Origin of the sequence: Sphingomonas sp. HT-1 (genome assembly GCF_048568905.1) — a bacterium.
Lineage (GTDB): Bacteria > Pseudomonadota > Alphaproteobacteria > Sphingomonadales > Sphingomonadaceae > Sphingomonas.
This window is the reverse complement of the sequence record NZ_CP183770.1, coordinates 1,186,386-1,202,869: the sequence shown is the minus strand read 5'-3', so window position 1 is coordinate 1,202,869 and position 16,484 is coordinate 1,186,386. Positions and strand designations below refer to the sequence as shown.

The window sequence follows — 16,484 nt, the reverse complement described above, 5'->3', positions numbered from 1 at the left end:
GGGCGGGCGCTCAGGTGGGATCGATGATACCCATGCCGATCATCCGCAGCGCGGTCATGCTGGGCAGGAAGAAGTAATCGCCGCCGCGCGGCTCGACGAGCTGGGGGAGGCGATCGCAGATGAACGGCAGCTTCCCGGCATCGGCCTCCACCGGGATGACCAGCTTGGGATCGTCCGCGGTCGCATGGTTGCCGATCACCGGGCAGGTATCGCTGCCGGCGTTGAAATCGAGCCCATATTGCATCCATTGCTGCTGCACGAACTCGAACTGGCGGAACAGGCTGGTGCAGATCGCCATGAAGATGATGCCATGGTCGCCGTCGTCCGTGGGCGCGTGCGGGTCATACTGGCCATAGGGCAGCCCGCGGCGCAGGATACGCCGCCGGTTGATGATCGCGGAACCGTCGCGCGACATGCCGTTCGCGTCGAACGTCGGCCCCAGCGTGTCGCGCGGGTTGGCGCGCCGGAGGTGCGAGGTCACCGGACATTTCGATCCCACCGGATCCGAAGCATAGATGAAGTTGGTGAATTTGAGCGCGATCTCGGCGAGCTTGGCCTTGTCCTTTGCCGCGCGTGCCCGTTCGAGTTCGGCCCGGAACTGCTGCCAGGCAGGGTAGGTGGGGGCGATCATCAGCGGCACGCCGTCTTCCCAGCGGCCGACCATCTTGGCCTTGATCGTCTCCACCGCCTCGATGTGCGGCACGGCGCGTACCCGGGCATAGCGCGCGGCCTGATCGTCGATATAGCCGTGGAAGGTGCCGACCGCCTCGTGCAGCTTGCGATAGGCCATGAAGGTGCCGTTGCGGCTGAACTCGATCGGCATCGCCGCGCCCGGAATTTCCTGCGCCTCGTCGGGATAGCCGAGCAGGAACTCGCCGGTCGCCAGCGGTTGCCAGCTGCCATCCGCCATCAGCTTGCCGCCGCCCGCCACGCGCACCCGTTCCGCCTCGCCCGAGAACTGGCCCGAGAAGACCGGATCGCCAAAGCCGTCCGAAAGGCCGAAATGTTCCTTGTTGGTGGGCCAGCATCGATCCCCGTCGGTGCGCATCACCGCCGACAGATCCTGCCATCGCGCATTGTTCGGCCCGACGCCGTCGAGCAGCACCACGCCCCCTTCCGATTGATCGCACAGCGCGATGAGCGCGTCGGTTTCATGGCCCAGCTCGTCGCAGGCGCTGCCGTCCGGCTTCTGCTGGGCATAGAGCGTCAGAAGGATGTGCACGCGCTTCTCGCCGCGCGAATCCCGCCACACCGCGTCGCGCTTGTCGAGGAACGGGTCGTCGCCGAGCAGCGCGGCGCGCGCCTCCATGCCGTCGATGAACTCGTCGGGCATGCCGCGCAGGGTGCGGGTCGGCACGCCGAGCGCGAGCAGTCCGAAAAAGGTGAAGCCGATGTTGAGCGTCACCTTCGGCTTCATCAGCTGCACGCGGCCGGGATAGTCGGGCACGCCCTCGGCCCGCACGATGTCCTTCACCCGGGGATTGCGCGTCCGCAGCAGCGGCTCTTCCCGCTCCGGATCCTTCCAGCGCGCGGCGGTGGTGATCCTCGGGCGCAACGCCTCGACAAAGGCGCGGCCCTTTCGCGCGTCGCGCACGGTCAGGTAGAAATTGCGCCCTTTGGGAAATCCGTCGCCATAGGTGCGCAGGATGCCGCCCTGGATATCGGCAAGGTCGAGCAGCGTCGCCGCGGGAGCGGTATTGGTGGCGTTGGTCATGCCGCGTCTCCCGGCAGCTTGCTGCGGATCACCCCCGCCGGTTGAGTCGGTCCGTCCAGATCGCCGGGCCGGTTGGCGGTCAGGAAGGCGCGGAACGCGGCGCCCCATTCGGCAGGGTCGCGGTGCTGCTGCGCGATGGCGAAGCGCGTGAAGGCCTGTTGCAGGTACAGCGCCTTGAGCACGTTGCGCAGGTCGCTGCCCGGTGCGGCAGGGTAGGGCTGTCGCCCCTTCCAGAGCACCCAGTAATAATCGACCACCAGCCCGAGCACGAGCAGCGCGAGCCCCGCCCAGGGCATCCAGGCCCAGCCGCTCCAGCCGGCAAAGCCCGCCGCCCAGGCCCAGCCGGTCCACCGCAGGATCCACGCCGCCAGCGATGCCAGCAGCATCAGCGCGCCGGCGCCCGGCAGCAGCGCCAGCCCCAGAATCGAAATCGAGCTGAGCTTGGGCGGCACATACCAGTAATCGTGGAACGGCATCGTCGTTTCGATCTGGCAGCGCTGGATATAGCTCGCGAAGCTCGCCGCATCGGTCACCGTGTCGAAATCGTAGCAATATTGGAAGATCGAGCGGAGCTCGGGTTCCATCTGGCCCCATAGTTCCTCGAGATAGCGGCGCGGTTCGCCGGCGCCGCTGGGATCGAGCAGGTCGAAGTCGATCGTCCAGAAGATATAGGGGCAGGTAATCTGATCGACCGGCTGGGGCTCGAGCAGGTTGGTTCCCCGAATCGCGTTGACCAAGGCATCGCTGTGGTCGCGGCCGTTGAAATAGGGCTGGTCGAGGATCACGAACCGCGTGAAATGCGTCCTGAGGTTGCGGGAGAAGGGGCTGTTGAGCCCGATCTCTTCGGTCGCATGCGATTGCAGCGCGGTCGGCAGCGTCTCCAGCACTTCGCGCACGACATGGATCGGCGAGCTCTTGATGCCGTCATGCTCGACAATGCCTTCGTTGCACACCGGCACCGCGGCCGTGAAGAAATAGCTGCTGACGTCGATATTAGCCATCGGACCGCTCCCCTTCCTTGTCCGCTGATGCGTCGGCGGTAGGGGGCGGCTCGGTTCCCGGCGTGCCCGGCGTCGGCGCGCGCAGCACGGCGGCAACCTTGGTGCGCACCGACTCGCGCGCATCCTCGTCCGCATTTGCGCTGGAGGCGATCACCGTTTCGGTGGCGATCGGGTGCAGGGCGCGATCCGCGGCGATGGGGCCGGTGCCGTCCCGGCCCCAATGCCCCAATTCGGCGGCGGCACGGTTCCGATCGGCGGCGGCGGTGTCGCAGCTTGCCACCGGCGCATAACCCGGCGCGCCCAATCCGCCCTGGTTGGCGATCAGCAGCCGTTCGAACGCCGAAGCCAGTTCAGCGTCGCTGAGCGTGCCCGCCTTCGCTGCGATCGCGGCGAGCCCGTGCGACAGCTTCAGCGCCAGCTTGATGTCGCGCTGCCCGCTCCCCGGGGTCGCGTTGTAATAATAGTTGGTGTCGATCTGATTGGCGCGAATATAGTTTTTGAACGGCGTGATCGGAATCGAGTTCGGGTATTTCGTGCTCGAATACCAGAATAGATCGAGCCCGCCCGGAATGCCGTCGGCGAAGGCATCGATATACTGGTCCCAGGTGCCGTTGAAGTTGCTGCAGAACAGCATGTAGTCGTTGGACAGATCGGAGGGGGGCTGGCCCAGCTGCGGCCATTGATCGCGGCGGATGATCACCCAGCGCGCGAAATGAATGAAGCCGAGGCCGAGCAGTCCCGACAGCGTGGCCGGAAGCGATCGGGAGAGCATGAACAATAGATTGTTGATCCAGGTAACCCATGGCCGCATCGGCGTGACGACGTTCATGCCATAGGCTTTTCCGGCCAGATTGCTCATTCACCCATCCCCCACAGGAATAGCGCACGACGCCGTTGATCCGACGATTCTGGAACGAATAACGCAGCGATTTGCAATATTGACGGTGTAGGCGTACCGGTTGTTGGCTCGGCTTGCAACGGAGTACATCACAAAAGTAACCATTTGTGATGTAACTTGCCAATAAACCGAGATTCCTGATTGTAGGATGCAAAACTCGATAATAAGATAGGGCGAAAAGGAGGGCGTGATCCTAGTAACCTTTGCCGGGTTCATGTCTACGCAGATCTGAGGGGGATTGCATTGGATATGGCCGATCCGATCACGCCGCTTACGCCCGCAGAGCAGGCCTTCGTCGCCACGATCAACGCGACATGGAATCGGGATCAGGTGCTTGCGCGCCTGAAGGTGGATCTACAGACTGCGATCGAAATCGAGCTCGCAACGATTCCGATCTATCTTTATACCTATTACTCGCTTGTTCGGAACAACGAGAGCGGCGAAACGATCAGCGACGCGCAGCTCTATGCCAACAAGGCGGGCGGCATCATCATGAGTGTGGCGGTGGAGGAAATGCTCCACATGTCGCTGTCGTCGAACGTCCTTTGGTCGATGGGCGTGATGCCGCAGCTTTATGGCAAGGCGCCCGCTGCTTACCCGACCGGGCTCCCCTATCATAACCCGACAGGGCCGGCGGGCCCGGACGGCAAGACGGCCGTGCAGATTCCGCTCGGCAAGCTCAGCTTCGAGCAGCTGTGGCACTTTCTGCAGATCGAATATCCCGAACAGTGGAACGCGCCGCCGCAGGACAGCGATTGGGATACGATCGGCCAATTCTATTCGTACATACGCTGCCTGTTGAGCACGCGGTTCCTTGCCGATTCCGATTTTCAGCAGGGATCGATCGGCAACGCGATCCAGCCGGACAACTACTCGCCGAACAATGTCGATACGCTGTACCCGTCCGGCGGTTTCGATCCGTGGAAACCGGCACCGCCGGCAACCGTTTCCTGGACCGATCCGGTGCAGGGCGCCGCGGCGGCGGCCGTTTTCCCGAATGTGGAGGACAGCCATGTCGGCCCGGCGCAGCTGATCGCCGTCCGATCCATCCAGGATGCCGCAACTGCGATCGACACGATCTGCGATCAGGGGGAAGGCGTGCCGATCCCCGATATCGGGCCCGGCCCCGACGACGATCCATCGAAGGGCGAGGAATCGCACTATGCAAAGTTCCTTACGCTCCAGGCGCAGTTCGCAGACTATGCCGGTACCAGCGAGGTACGCCCGGCCCAGCCCCCGCCACCGGTGGACGTGATCCAGCCCGCGGTCACCGCGCAGGCGCTGCTCGATGCGGGCGTGCTGGTGGACATGCCGGACAGTCCTGTAGCGGCGAATTACCCCGAATATTATGTCGACATCGCCAATTTCTGCAGCGCCTGCTTTCAGTACATGCTGGTGATGACCGAAACGATCTACCTGGTGCCGCCCGCTCAGCAGAAGCTGTTCTTCAACGAAGGCTTGCATCGTTCGATGATCTGGGTGCTCGACAAATATATCCGCACGATCCGACAGATCCCGATCCCGAGCGGCGCATATGCCGGTTCGATGATGGGGCCCGTGTTCGAGAATGTCTCGCTTGGTGATCGGGCGGTATCGTTCCAGGGTCTGACCGCCTTCGGCAACAAGGCGATCGCCGCCGCCAATACCCTGATCGCGCAGCTCGATGGCAGCGCGGTGGTCGATCACGTCCAGGCGCTGTTTACGTCCGGACGTGCCAACGCCCAGGCGGTGAAGGTGGACAAGGGCGATACCGGCCTGGTCGAGGTGCTGCAGAACGTCATCTACTATGTCGGCGTGGCGATCTCCAAGACCGGCACCAACAACGCCCCGATGCACCTGCCCGATGTGGGCCCCTATTGGACTGCAGCCCAGCAACGCTGATCGTCATGCGAGAGGAACGTTCATGGCATCCTGATCTACGCCGACCCCATCGCCCGCGCCCGCTCCCGGTGTTCCCGTGCCGACGCCCTATCCCTATGCCGACGAGCCAGCCTTTCCGGGCTTCAGCGTGATCGGTCCGCAGCCGGAGGGGATGCCGCTGCACGCATGCATGGGGCTGAACGCCTGTGCGGGATCGGATCGTTTCGGGCTGCTCGGCCCCCCGGGGGGCACGCCCAATGCCTGTGCGGGGCAGGGCTATTGCTCGACGGGAACCGATCACACCTGCCATGTGCAGAACGAGTGTAAGGGGCAGGGCGGCTGCGGCCTGTACGGCACTGGCGAGGAAATGAACAATCCCGGCGCCAATGCCTGCCGATCGCAAGGATCGTGCGCCACGCCGATCAACGCCGAACGCTTCAGCACCAACGGCCCCAACCAGGGGCAGAGCGTGTGGCTGCGCGCGCGTGCCGTGTTCGAAGCGAACTGGGAAGCGACGCGGGCGGAGCTGCTCGCGGCGCAGAACGTGCAGAAAATCGGGCCGCAGCAGCCGCTGCCGGCGGCACTGGGATCGCCACCGGCTGCCTTTGCGGGCACCGGGCCCAGCTATCTGTGGATTTCCGAGGACAACAACGCCCGGGACAACATGACGGCCTGTGGGTCGAGCGGGATGAGCGGCGCTGGTGGCTGCAGCTGACGGCGCACTGGCGGCGCTGCCGCGGCTGGGGCTCGGGCTGGGGCTTCGTAGCGTTCATTTCGACGCGATCCTTTCGGGCGCGACTCGGGACCTGTGGTTCGAGGCGATCTCCGAAAACTTCATGAATTCGGGGGGGCGACCCCGCGCCGTCCTCGACGCGGTCGCGGAGCGCTATCCGGTGGTCCTGCACGGCGTCTCGCTGTCGATCGGGAGCACCGATCCGCTGAACCGCGCCTATCTCGCCTCGCTCAAGCGGCTCGCCGATGCGGTTCGCCCGGCCTGGATCAGCGATCATCTGTGCTGGACGGGGGTGAACGGGTACAACACGCACGATCTGCTGCCGATGCCGCTGACCGAGGAGAGCTTGGCGCATGTGATCGTTCGGGTCCGGCAGGTCCAGGATCAGCTGGAGCGTCCGCTCATCCTCGAAAATCCCAGCGCTTATGTGCGTTTCGCCCAATCGACGATCGACGAGCCCGCGTTCCTGCGTGCGCTGGCGCACGAAACGGGATGCGGGCTGCTGCTCGACGTCAACAATGTCTATGTCAGCTGCTTCAACGCCGGCACCGATCCGCGTGCCTATCTCGACGCCTTCCCGTTCGATCGTGTCGTCCAGATGCATCTCGCCGGGCATCAGGATCTCGGCACGCATGTGATCGACACGCACGATCGCCCGGTGCGCGCCGAAGTCTGGGATCTGTTCCGTATCGCCTGGGCGCGGAGCGGCGGTGCGGCCACCTTGCTGGAATGGGACGATCACATTCCGGCGTTCGATGATTGCCTCGTCGAGTTGCACAAGGCCGAACGCTACATGGCGGGCGTTTCGGACCCGGTGGATTTGGCGGTGCCGCTGGCGATGCCGAACAGGATGGAGGATGCGGCGTGACGGCGCTGGCGGCGGCGCAGCGGCGGATGCATGCGGCGCTGATCGATCCCCAGGCCGATCCGGCCGCGGCGCAGGCGTTGTTCGCCAGCGACGGTCGGCTCGGCGCCGCCGACGGTCTGGCCGTATACCAGCGCGGCTATGTCCAGCGGATGATCGCCTGCATGCGCGAGCAGTTCCCGGCGCTGTGCCACGCGCTCGGGCAGCCGCTGTTTGACGATTTCGTTGTCGATTATCTAAGCTACTCCCCCCCCAATCAACCCACCCTCCACAATTTCGGCCGCCGCTTCGCTGGCTGGATGGAGGCCAGCAGGCCTGATGGCAGTGCGCGCGAGGCCTGGATCGATTTCATGATCGATCTCGCCGGCTTCGAATATGCTGTGTTCCAGATGTTCGATGCCCAGGGACAGGAGGGTCGCCCGGCAGCGACCGCAGACGCGCCCGACTGCGCCTTGCGCCTGCAGCCGGCTTTTTCGCTGGGCCGCTATGGCTTTCCGGTCGCCGGCTATTTCCACGCCGTGCGGCGCGGAGAGGCGCCGCGGCTGCCACTGCCCCGGCGCTCTCACCTCGCGTTGGTGCGCAGCGGCTATGTGACGCGCACCATACTGTTAAGCGTTCCACAATTTGATTTTTTGGCGACGATGTTGGCGGGAAACGATGCAGCTGCGGCGCTGGCTGCCGTTGCCGCCAGCCATGGCTTCGATGCGGGCGCGGCGGAGACGATGTGGCACGGCCCGAACGGCTGCCGTGCGCGGTGGATCGAGTGGGGCTTCTTCGTTGCCGACCCAGCATGATCTCCGCGCTGCCGAAATTGGACGACACTTGCGTCCAAGACGTCTGGCGCGTGGCAGGCAAGGAAAGAAGTGGTCGGGGAGACAGGATTCGAACCTGCGACCCTCTGGTCCCAAACCAGATGCGCTACCAGGCTGCGCTACTCCCCGACGTACGTGCCGCCTAGGGCTTTGTTGCGCCGTGCACAACCCCGGAAGCAAACATGCTGGTGGGCCCGGCAGGATTCGAACCCGCGACCTAGCCGTTATGAGCGGCCAGCTCTAACCGCTGAGCTACAGGCCCCCAGCAGGATCGCCCCTAGCGGAGCTTGGTGCCCGCCTGCAAGCGTGCGCGGCACTCCGGTTGCTGAAGCGGTGTGCTTCCTTCTCAGCACGCGTGCAAATATTGGGCTATGGTGGAGGCGTGCGGGGGCAGGGCGGCTGCCGCGCCGGCGATGGTTTTGCGCATCGCCGCCAGGATTTTGGACCTAAGCTCGGGCGTCATGCTGTTCGCAAGCGAGTCATGCCCCCGAGGTATCACGCCTTGCCCGAGCAGAACCGCCAGCCAGCTTGCGTCCATGAACAGGTCTCCCTCGCGACCCAGCAGCCGGCCGGTGCGAGCGAACAGCGCCACCTTCTCGATCAGAGTCTCCGGCACGGTGATGGCGCGGCAGTGGCGCCAGAATGACGTGTCATCGCGCTCGGTGGCGGTATAGTGGAGGATCAGGAAGTCGCGGATCGCATCCCATTCCCGCGTCACCCGCCGATTATATTCGGCGCGCACCACCGGATCAAACTGCTGGTCGGGAAACCAGCTGAGCAACGCGGTGATCGCGCTCTGGATCAGGTGGAGGCTTGTCGACTCCAGCGGCTCCAGAAAGCCTGATGCTAGTCCGATCGCGACGACGTTGGCTGCCCAGGGCGTGGTTCGCCGGCCGGTGGTGAAGCGCAGGTGGCGGAGCTCTCCGACCGTTGGCGCGTCGAGATTGGCCAGCAGCAGCGCTTCGGCCTCGGCCTCGCTGCAGAAGCTGCTACAGAAGACATGGCCATTGCCGGTGCGGTGCTGCAGTGGGATGCGCCATTGCCAGCCAGCGCCACGTGCGGTGGCGCGGGTGAAGGGCGTCGGCGGCGCGACGGCAGCGGTGGGGACCGCGATCGCGCGATCGCAGGGCAGCCAGTGCGACCAATCCTGATAGGGTACGCTCAGCGCGTCGCCGATCAGCAGTGCGCGGAAGCCGGTGCAGTCGAGGAACAGATCGCCCGAGATGGTGCGACCGTCTTCCAGCGTGAGCGTGCGGACGAAGCCGGTTTCCGGATCCTGCTCCACGTCGCCGATCCGGCCTTCATGGCGCACCACGCCGCGGCTTTCGGAAAGCTGGCGAAGAAAGGCGGCGTAGCGCCCGGCATCGAAATGATAAGCATAGCCATAGGTGGCGAATACCGAGCGAGCGTCGCCCTGGGGCAGGCCAAATCGACCGTTCATTGCCGCCAGGGTGGACAGCGAATAGGCTCCCAAAGGTGTCGTATCGCCTTCCGCGCGCGCGGCGAGCCAGTGCTGGTGGAAGGGCACCATCCCGAAATCGTCGCCATAGCGGCCAAAGGGATGAAAATAGCCTTCGCCCCTTCGCCACCAATCCACAAACTCGATTCCCAGCTTGAACGTGCCGCCGGTCGCCTTAACAAAGGCGGCCTCGTCGACACCGATCATCTGATTGAAGCCGTGGATCGGCGGGATGGTCGCTTCGCCGACGCCGACCGTACCAATGGCTTCGGATTCGACCAGAGTAATGGCAATGCCAGTGCCGGCCAGCGCCTGAGACAGCGCGGCAGCCGCCATCCAGCCAGCACTGCCGCCCCCGGCGATAACGATGCGGCGAAGTGGTACGTTCATGCTGCTTGTGCGTGGCAGGTGCGGCGTACGAAATGGTCGTGCTGCGGCAGTCTTGCTGCGGCTGCTTGCAGCGTGTCGCGGCGCGCGGCGACGAGCGCGGCCATGGACTCGAGCGACATCCTATCGGCAGCCGGATCGTGGCCCTGCGGTATTCGGCCCTGGCCTAGCAGTATCGCCGCCCAACTCGGCTCCGCGTGCGATTCAAGGTCGTACATGGGTACTCGTCCCATCGCATCCCAAAGCGCGAGCTTGTGGGTAAGAGTGTCCGGCAAGGCCATGTTGGCGCTGTCGCGCCAGAAGGGCTCGGGCCTCTGGCTAATGCAGTAGTGGGCGATCAGGAAATCCCGGATTCGCTCATACTCCGCGATGGTCTCGCGGTTGTACTCCGTCCGGATCGGAGGCGCGACGCGGCCGTGCGGCAACAGTTCGGCGAGGCGGGCCAGCCCTGTCTGGACCAGTTGCAGGCTAGTGGATTCCAGCGGCTCCATGAAGCCTGCAGCGAGGCCGATAGCAATCACGTTGTGGGCCCAGAACTGCTCGCGGCGGCCGGTCGTGAAGCGCAGCAGGCGCGGCTCGCCGATCGCGTCGCCGTCGAGGTTGCTGGTAAGGATATGCGCCGCTTCGTCATCGGAAAGGTAGCGGCTGCTATAGACTAGGCCATTGCCCGTGCGGTGCTGGAGCGGGATGCGCCATTGCCAGCCAGCGGTAAGCGCAGTTGATCGGGTGAAAGGCGTGAAGCGGCCGGCCCGGGCAGACCCCTGTGCGATCGCACGATTCGCCGGCAGCCAGCCGGACCAGTCGACGAGTGCCACTCCGAGTTCCGCGCCTAGAAGTCTGCTCGCAAAACCGGTACAATCGATGAAGATATCGCCGTCCAGCCGGCGATCACCGTCGAGCCGAAGGGCAGCGACGTCGCCGCTATGCGGATCGCGCTCCACATCGACGATGCGGCCTTCCATATGCGCCACGCCGCGCGACTGCGCATAGCTACGCAGCAGGCAGGCATAGAGGCCCGCATCGAAATGATAGGCGTAGCGATATTCAGCGGCTTCTCCACGCGACGCCTCGGGCGGCGCAAAGCGATCCTGCCGAGCGAGGATCGCGGGCATCGACCAAGCGTCGATCGGATCTTGTTCCCGTCCGGCGGTGCGCAGGCGGTGCCAATGATGGTGGGGGGCGGTGCCCTCGATCGGCGCGCCGAAGTCCCCGAAGCCGTGGAAGTGGCGGTTGCCGAGGTGACCCCAGTCGACGAATTCGATGCCCAGCTTGAAGCTGCCTTGGGTAGCGGCGACGAACTCTGGTTCGTGCACACCGAGCAGGCGGTTGAAGTCTTGAAGGATCGGCACGGTCGCCTCGCCGACCCCGATCGTTCCGATCGCATCCGATTCGACCAGCGTGATGCGGGTAAGCGGTGCTGGGCGTAACCGCGCGAACAATGCAGCGGCCATCCACCCGGCGCTGCCGCCGCCTGCAATGATGATGTGCTGCGGCATTGCGCGAGCGTTCCCATTCTGCCGATCGAGAGCCGAGTTTAGGCGGAATCGGCGGGCGGAAAAAGGATGCCCCCGGGCCAGAGGTCCGGGGGCATGGGATAGAAGAGTTGTTAGAAGAGCGTACGGAATAGGAAGGCGAAGCGCCGATCGGTATCCGTCCAGCCGTAACGCGGCTTCAGGCTGGGATCACCCACATCGAGGAAGGTCCGCGAGTTGAGCAGATTGTAGCCCTGTACACCGATCTTCACATTCTTGGTGAGCGAATAGAGGATCGATGCGTCCAGCTGCCCGTAGCTTTCCGACCAGACCGGATAGTTGATGTTCGCGGCCGAGGTTGTCAGCAGATAGTGCGAACGCCAGTTATACGCCGCACGAGCCGAAATTCCGTACTTTTCGTAGACGAGAGCTGCGTTGTACGAGTACTTCGACAAGCCCTCCAACGGCAGATTCAATCCTGCGTTGGTTGTCTGGTTCGGATCGAACACGTTCACCGCCGTGTTCCTGCCACCCGACGAATCGACGAAGGTGTAGTTGCCGCTGAAGCCTAGGCCTCCCAGCGCCCCCGGCAGCATGTCAAAGAACTGGGTGTAGCCGATCTCGAAGCCCTTGATCTTGCCGCTGGACCCGTTGGTCTGCTGCGTCACGTCGAAGGTCAGCGTCTGGCCGTTCGACGTAAAGGTCTGCTGCGTCAGGCCGGCAAAGATATAGTTCGAGATATCCTTGTAGAAACCGGCGAACGTCAGGCTGTTCGATCGACCGAAGTAATACTCGAGGCTCACGTCGAACTGGTTGGAGCGGGTGGGCTTCAAGTTCGCATTGCCGGCGCTGCCAGTGAACGGCGTCAGTGTCCCGTTAACGCCCGTGCCGGTGCCGATGCCGGTGACCGAATCAAAGCTATAGCCAAGCGATACGTATGGATTGAGCTGCGCGAAGGTCGGTCGAACGATCGCCTTCGCCGCGGCAAGACGAAGCTGCAGATTTTCCTTGAGAAAGAAGCGCAGGTTCAAGCTGGGCAGCACATCGGTGTACGATCCGTTGCCCGTGGTCGGCTGGGTGATCGTGCCGCCGGCGAAGCGGAATGCCGCTGCATAATTGGCGCAATCGGTTGCGTTTACCGTCTGGCCGGCACGCGGGCCGGTGGTGATGGGCGTGCCGACAACGCAAAGGCCAGGCGACGAGGTCGGCGCGCCGATGGTGATCGGGGTGCCGCTTGAGCCGGTCTCGGTACGTACGACCCGCACGCCGATATTGCCGTCGAAATGGCCGAGGGGGCTCTGTTCCATGCCGAAGCGCATCAGGGCATAGCCGGCATAGGTCTTTTCGGTCTGGTCGTTGATACCGCCCGGGTTCGTGCTGTAATCGTCGCTCAGCGGCGCCCAGCCCCAGCCGTTCGACAGCGTGCTCTTCAGATAGTCATACGCGTGCGCCGTGCCATTTTGCACGAGGCTTGCCGACGGGAACCAGAAACCCGCGCCCGGTTGCGGTGCCTTGCCGCGGAAGAAGTTGTTGTAGTTCACCAATTGCGTCTGATTCGGCAGGCCAGCATTCTGCGGACCGCCTGGATAGCCGGTCTGGTTGAGGAACACCGCGCTGCCCGGCTGCCAATATTGCGCCGAGAGCAGGCCCCAGTTGTAGGTGCTCTGCCGCGTGGTGGCGGAGCGATCGGTGAAGCGGCCGCCGACGCGGAACGACTTCAGGAAGTCGCTGTCAGTGAACGTGTACTCGACGTCGGCGCGGGTTGCCCACTCGTCTGCCTCATTGTCCTCGATGTGGTCCATCGCGGCAGCCCACCAGTACAGATTCTTGTCGGTGAGCGACTGGGCGCTGTTCGTCGGCGTCATCGTAATCGACGGATCGTCACTGCTGAAATCGAACGCGATGGTCGTCGGGATGTTGGCGCCGGTGAATGCCGTCATGCTGTACACCTTGGCGGTGGACTTGATGTACTGGAGATCGGCGCTGACGGACCAGTTTTCGTTCGGCGTCCAGCGCAGGTTGCCCGAGAAGTCCTGGGTCTTCTTGTCCTGGCTGCCGGCGCGGGTGTCGAGGTTGAGGTTGCGGTTCTGGATGACGCCCGACTGCAACTCGCGGTTCGGCCCGAACTGGTAGGTCGAGTTGTCCGACCCCGGCATGTCATAGTCGCCGATCGCGTATTCGATGTCGCGCGGCGTCGCTTTCGAAATCAGCGCTTCGAAGGTCAACTGCAGCGTGTCGCTCGGCTTCCACTGGAACGAACCGTCGAACGCGGTACGCTTCTGCTGCCAATCGATTCGGCGGAAGCCCATGCCGTTGGGGATGAAGACGTTGGTGCCCGCAGCCAGACCATCCTGCGGTGCAGTCAGTGTGCCGCGATCGTAGCGACCTGCCGTGATGCTGTCAGTACGGTTGCCGATGTTGTTGAGCGAATAGCTGAGCAGCAGCCCCATTTCGCCGAGCGGAGTCTGCCAGCGGCCGCTGGCAAGCGCATTGCCCGACCAGAAGGTCTTCTTGCGCAGATCGGCGTAATTGGCGTCGCCGGACAGGGCAAAAACATAGCCGGGGGCGTCGAAGGGCTTGCGGGTGCGCAAGTTGATGATGCCGCCGATGCCCCCTTCAACGAGGTCGGCCGACGGGTTCTTGAAGACGTCGACGCCGACGAGCAAGTCGGCGGACACGTCTTCAAAGGACAGCCCGCGGCCGTTGTTCGCCGAGAAGACGTCGCGGCCGTTCAGTTCGGAGCGGACCCAGGACAAGCCGCGGATGAACACGCCACCGCCTTCGGACGACAAGCGGGCGGGATCGCGATTTTCGTTGGTGCGCTGGAGCGTAACGCCGGGCACGCGCTGCAGCGCTTCCGAGACCGATCGGTCGGGAAGGGCGCCGATATCCTGCGCGGTGATCGAGTCGACAACCTGTTCGGCGTCCCGCTTGCGATTGCGCGCGCTCTGCAGCGAGGCGCGAATGCCCGTGACCACGATTTCCTGTGCTGCGTCGCCTGCCGTGGCATCCTGCGTGGCGGCTTCGCTACCCTGCGGCGCGGCTGCTGCCGTCTGCGCTAGGGAGGTTCCGGGCAGGATTGCCAGTGACAACGTTGCCAGCGAGGCGCCTGCGCGCAGGGCTGCGCCAATGGACGTCGAATTCAAAGATGATGTGAAACGGTAGGTCACTGGTCCCCTCCTGCGCCGGAGCGCTATCCCGAATGGTGAAGGCCGGAGCGCTCCGTCGAAAGCGCCTGCACGGCGGTACCGGTGTGGTCCCGGCATCCCATGTTTGCGCTACCATCGAGTCCGATTTATCGCAACAATAATGTGAAACCGAAGTTTACGAATGAAACTACGTTATCGTTAACACATTTAATGTCTTAAAAATCAGATGCTTACTTGATTTCGCTGGTCGCGGAAACGATCGCTGTCGCGACAATCGGCACCATTAAGGCATAGCCTGCATCGAGGGGATGAATGCCGTCCCGTGTCAGTTCGGCGCGCATAAAGCCGCGCTGATCGGCAAGCGCGGCATCGTAATCGGCGTAGGCGAAGCCCCGTCGCATGGCCATGGCGCGGAGTCGGGCATTGATCGCCCGCAAAACGGCGGGTCGGCGCTCCTTGACTACCGCGCGGGCGGCTTCGCTATAGTCGTTCACCGGCAGGATGGAGCACAGCACGACGGCAATGCCGTGCGCGGAAGCGATGTCCGCCATCGCTTCGATGTTCGCGACGATAGACTCGGGGCTTTCGACCTGGAGAAGTCCCGTGACGTCGTTCACGCCACCCAGAATCACCACGGCGCGGGGGTGAAGTGCTACCACATCCTGTTCGAAGCGTACCAGCATCTGTGCCGTCACCTGCCCACCGATGCCGCGGTTGATATAGTGCTCGTTCGGGAAGCTCTGGGCAAGGTCCCAGCCGTCGGTGATCGAGTCCCCGATAAACACGACGCGCTGCTCGCCCTCTTTAGGCGGCGGCAGCGCGGCGTTGGCCGGCGCGTACAGGTAACGCTCGCCGAAGTCCTGCATCATGGTCGGCACAAGCTTGGCGCGGAAGGGGCCAAGCCAGGGACCCCATTGCCGATCGTCCGCCTCCGTGCGCCGCTCCGGACTGGAGCGATAGGCGGGCTTAGGATCATTGGCGCCACCGGCAAGCACAAGGGCGAGCAGCGCCGCCGCACGGATCATGCTGCCAGAACACCGCTGCGTCGCGCATAGGCTGCGAACAATGTCGGCCAAGCGGCGGCGGGTACTGTTTTTTGCAGGCGAACGCCGAAGCCGTGGCCGCCCTGATCGAAGGCGTGGAGTTCGGAAGGGCACTGCGTGGCCAGAGCCGCCTGGTACAGTGCCAAGCTGTTGGCGATCGGCACCAGCCCGTCGTCGCTGGCATGGGCGAGGAAGAGCGGCGGGGTGTCACCGGTTACACGATTCTCCACCGAAGCCTGGCTGAGCGCTTTAGGATCGGCGGCAGTGCCGAAAAGATTGTCGCGGGATCCGCCGTGCGTGAACGATGCCGACAGGCTGACCACCGGATAAATCAGGCCGGCGAGATCGGGGCGTGCGGATTGCTGGTCGGCCGCGTCAACCGGCGCGTAAACGCGCTCTGCATGGCGAGTTGCAAGGCTGCCGGCGAGATGGCCGCCGGCCGAAAATCCAAGCGTCAGTACGCGCTTGGCATCCACGCCATAGCGCGTGGCCGAAGCGCGGATCAGGCGCAGCGCGCGTTGCGCGTCTGCGAGCGGGACGATCGATCGGTTGCTCCACCCTTCGGTGGGAAGGCGATAGTGAAGGATGAACGCAGTCACCCCGATGGCGTTGAGCCAACGGGCCTGTTCCTCGCCCTCGTTGTCGATGGCAAGAAAGCCATAGCCGCCGCCGGGAATGAGCATCACTGCAGTGCCATTGGGCTGGGGCGGGCGCCGCACGGTCAGCGATGGGCGGCCGATTCCGGTTAGCCAGCGATCGTTAAACGCCGGATCCTTCGAGCGTTGGTCGAATTTGGGGGTGGGCAACGTCGCCGGGGCGCCTGGCGGCGAATCCGGCCAAAGTGGCAGCACGTCTTCGGCGACTGCCTGGAACGCCTGGGCGGGCAGCGCGGCGGCGCCGGCTGCGGCGGCCATACCGGCCAGCAAGTGCCGGCGATCAAGGTGCTGTGTCATCGTCTTTTCCTCCCCGGTGTCCGCGATGCCAAACAGGATTGGCGCCTATTGTAGCATGCATCCATCTGTAAAAGTAATTTTCAGATCAGCGGTTTCTTTCTGCTGCTGGTAGCGCTAACCTGTCCACGACGGATCGTA

12 protein-coding genes and 2 tRNA genes are annotated in these 16,484 nt (G+C 64.0%); 4 read left to right on the top strand and 10 right to left on the bottom strand.

The genetic code is table 11. The annotated features are described in order from the left end of the window. Window positions 1–10 precede the first annotated feature (10 nt). Genes ACNFJ7_RS05695 through ACNFJ7_RS05685 form a run of 3 tightly spaced genes read right to left on the bottom strand, consistent with a single transcriptional unit; the run spans window position 11 to window position 3,574 of the window. Complete coding sequence (locus ACNFJ7_RS05695; protein ID WP_019370056.1) at window positions 11–1,714, bottom strand: Dyp-type peroxidase; 1,704 nt, start codon at window positions 1,712–1,714, stop codon at window positions 11–13. Continuing rightward, the gene (locus ACNFJ7_RS05690; protein ID WP_019370055.1) at window positions 1,711–2,715 is read right to left on the bottom strand and encodes a hypothetical protein; all 1,005 of its coding nucleotides are present in this window, start codon (window positions 2,713–2,715) and stop codon (window positions 1,711–1,713) included. Before ACNFJ7_RS05690 ends, ACNFJ7_RS05695 begins: the two co-directional genes overlap by 4 nt. After that, complete coding sequence (locus tag ACNFJ7_RS05685; RefSeq protein ID WP_019370054.1) at window positions 2,708–3,574, bottom strand: hypothetical protein; 867 nt, start codon at window positions 3,572–3,574, stop codon at window positions 2,708–2,710. Before ACNFJ7_RS05685 ends, ACNFJ7_RS05690 begins: the two co-directional genes overlap by 8 nt. Window positions 3,575–3,862: 288 nt before the next feature. Here ACNFJ7_RS05685 and ACNFJ7_RS05680 point away from each other — a divergent pair, with 288 nt between their 5' ends. From ACNFJ7_RS05680 to ACNFJ7_RS05665, 4 genes are all read left to right on the top strand, one after another. Continuing rightward, window positions 3,863–5,494 carry a ferritin-like domain-containing protein gene (locus ACNFJ7_RS05680; RefSeq protein WP_019370053.1) on the top strand — a complete coding sequence of 544 codons (1,632 nt, stop codon included), beginning with the start codon at window positions 3,863–3,865 and terminating at the stop codon, window positions 5,492–5,494. A gap of 76 nt (window positions 5,495–5,570) precedes the next feature. Further along, window positions 5,571–6,188, top strand: coding sequence for a hypothetical protein (locus ACNFJ7_RS05675; protein WP_019370052.1), 618 nt, complete (start codon window positions 5,571–5,573; stop codon window positions 6,186–6,188). 7 nt (window positions 6,189–6,195) lie between these two features. Further along, window positions 6,196–7,074, top strand: coding sequence for a DUF692 domain-containing protein (locus ACNFJ7_RS05670; protein ID WP_419724242.1), 879 nt, complete (start codon window positions 6,196–6,198; stop codon window positions 7,072–7,074). Next, window positions 7,071–7,865, top strand: a complete 795-nt coding sequence (locus ACNFJ7_RS05665; RefSeq protein ID WP_019370050.1) for a putative DNA-binding domain-containing protein — start codon at window positions 7,071–7,073, stop codon at window positions 7,863–7,865. Before ACNFJ7_RS05670 ends, ACNFJ7_RS05665 begins: the two co-directional genes overlap by 4 nt. 70 nt (window positions 7,866–7,935) lie before the next feature. Here ACNFJ7_RS05665 and ACNFJ7_RS05660 read toward each other — a convergent pair. The 7 genes from ACNFJ7_RS05660 to ACNFJ7_RS05630 all read right to left on the bottom strand — a co-directional run bounded on the left by ACNFJ7_RS05660 (window position 7,936) and on the right by ACNFJ7_RS05630 (window position 16,346). Beyond that, window positions 7,936–8,012, bottom strand: a tRNA-Pro gene (locus ACNFJ7_RS05660). A gap of 57 nt (window positions 8,013–8,069) precedes the next feature. Further along, window positions 8,070–8,145, bottom strand: a tRNA-Ile gene (locus tag ACNFJ7_RS05655). Between the two features lie 84 nt (window positions 8,146–8,229). Further along, the gene (locus ACNFJ7_RS05650) at window positions 8,230–9,732 is read right to left on the bottom strand and encodes a tryptophan halogenase family protein (protein ID WP_019370049.1); all 1,503 of its coding nucleotides are present in this window, start codon (window positions 9,730–9,732) and stop codon (window positions 8,230–8,232) included. Beyond that, a complete protein-coding gene (locus tag ACNFJ7_RS05645) occupies window positions 9,729–11,225 on the bottom strand; it encodes a tryptophan halogenase family protein (protein WP_019370048.1) in 1,497 nt (498 codons plus the stop codon). The genes ACNFJ7_RS05650 and ACNFJ7_RS05645 overlap by 4 nt, the downstream gene beginning before the upstream one ends. A gap of 110 nt (window positions 11,226–11,335) precedes the next feature. Beyond that, entirely contained in the window at window positions 11,336–14,293 is a 2,958-nt protein-coding gene (locus ACNFJ7_RS05640) for a TonB-dependent receptor (protein ID WP_419724236.1), read from the bottom strand. Between the two features lie 287 nt (window positions 14,294–14,580). Next, entirely contained in the window at window positions 14,581–15,219 is a 639-nt protein-coding gene (locus tag ACNFJ7_RS05635) for a GDSL-type esterase/lipase family protein (RefSeq protein ID WP_236704494.1), read from the bottom strand. A 152-nt stretch (window positions 15,220–15,371) separates the two neighbouring features. After that, window positions 15,372–16,346 carry an alpha/beta hydrolase gene (locus ACNFJ7_RS05630; protein ID WP_026009222.1) on the bottom strand — a complete coding sequence of 325 codons (975 nt, stop codon included), beginning with the start codon at window positions 16,344–16,346 and terminating at the stop codon, window positions 15,372–15,374. Window positions 16,347–16,484: the final 138 nt, after the last annotated feature.

What these genes read in the sequence shown, in the direction of transcription:
- ACNFJ7_RS05695 (WP_019370056.1), bottom strand. Translation starts at nt 1,714, where the DNA reads ATGACCAACGCCACCAATACCGCTCCCGCGGCGACGCTGCTCGACCTT.
- ACNFJ7_RS05690 (WP_019370055.1), bottom strand. Translation starts at nt 2,715, where the DNA reads ATGGCTAATATCGACGTCAGCAGCTATTTCTTCACGGCCGCGGTGCCG.
- ACNFJ7_RS05685 (WP_019370054.1), bottom strand. Translation starts at nt 3,574, where the DNA reads ATGAGCAATCTGGCCGGAAAAGCCTATGGCATGAACGTCGTCACGCCG.
- ACNFJ7_RS05680 (WP_019370053.1), top strand. Translation starts at nt 3,863, where the DNA reads ATGGCCGATCCGATCACGCCGCTTACGCCCGCAGAGCAGGCCTTCGTC.
- ACNFJ7_RS05650 (WP_019370049.1), bottom strand. Translation starts at nt 9,732, where the DNA reads ATGAACGTACCACTTCGCCGCATCGTTATCGCCGGGGGCGGCAGTGCT.
- ACNFJ7_RS05645 (WP_019370048.1), bottom strand. Translation starts at nt 11,225, where the DNA reads ATGCCGCAGCACATCATCATTGCAGGCGGCGGCAGCGCCGGGTGGATG.
- ACNFJ7_RS05635 (WP_236704494.1), bottom strand. Translation starts at nt 15,219, where the DNA reads ATGATGCAGGACTTCGGCGAGCGTTACCTGTACGCGCCGGCCAACGCC.
- ACNFJ7_RS05630 (WP_026009222.1), bottom strand. Translation starts at nt 16,346, where the DNA reads ATGACACAGCACCTTGATCGCCGGCACTTGCTGGCCGGTATGGCCGCC.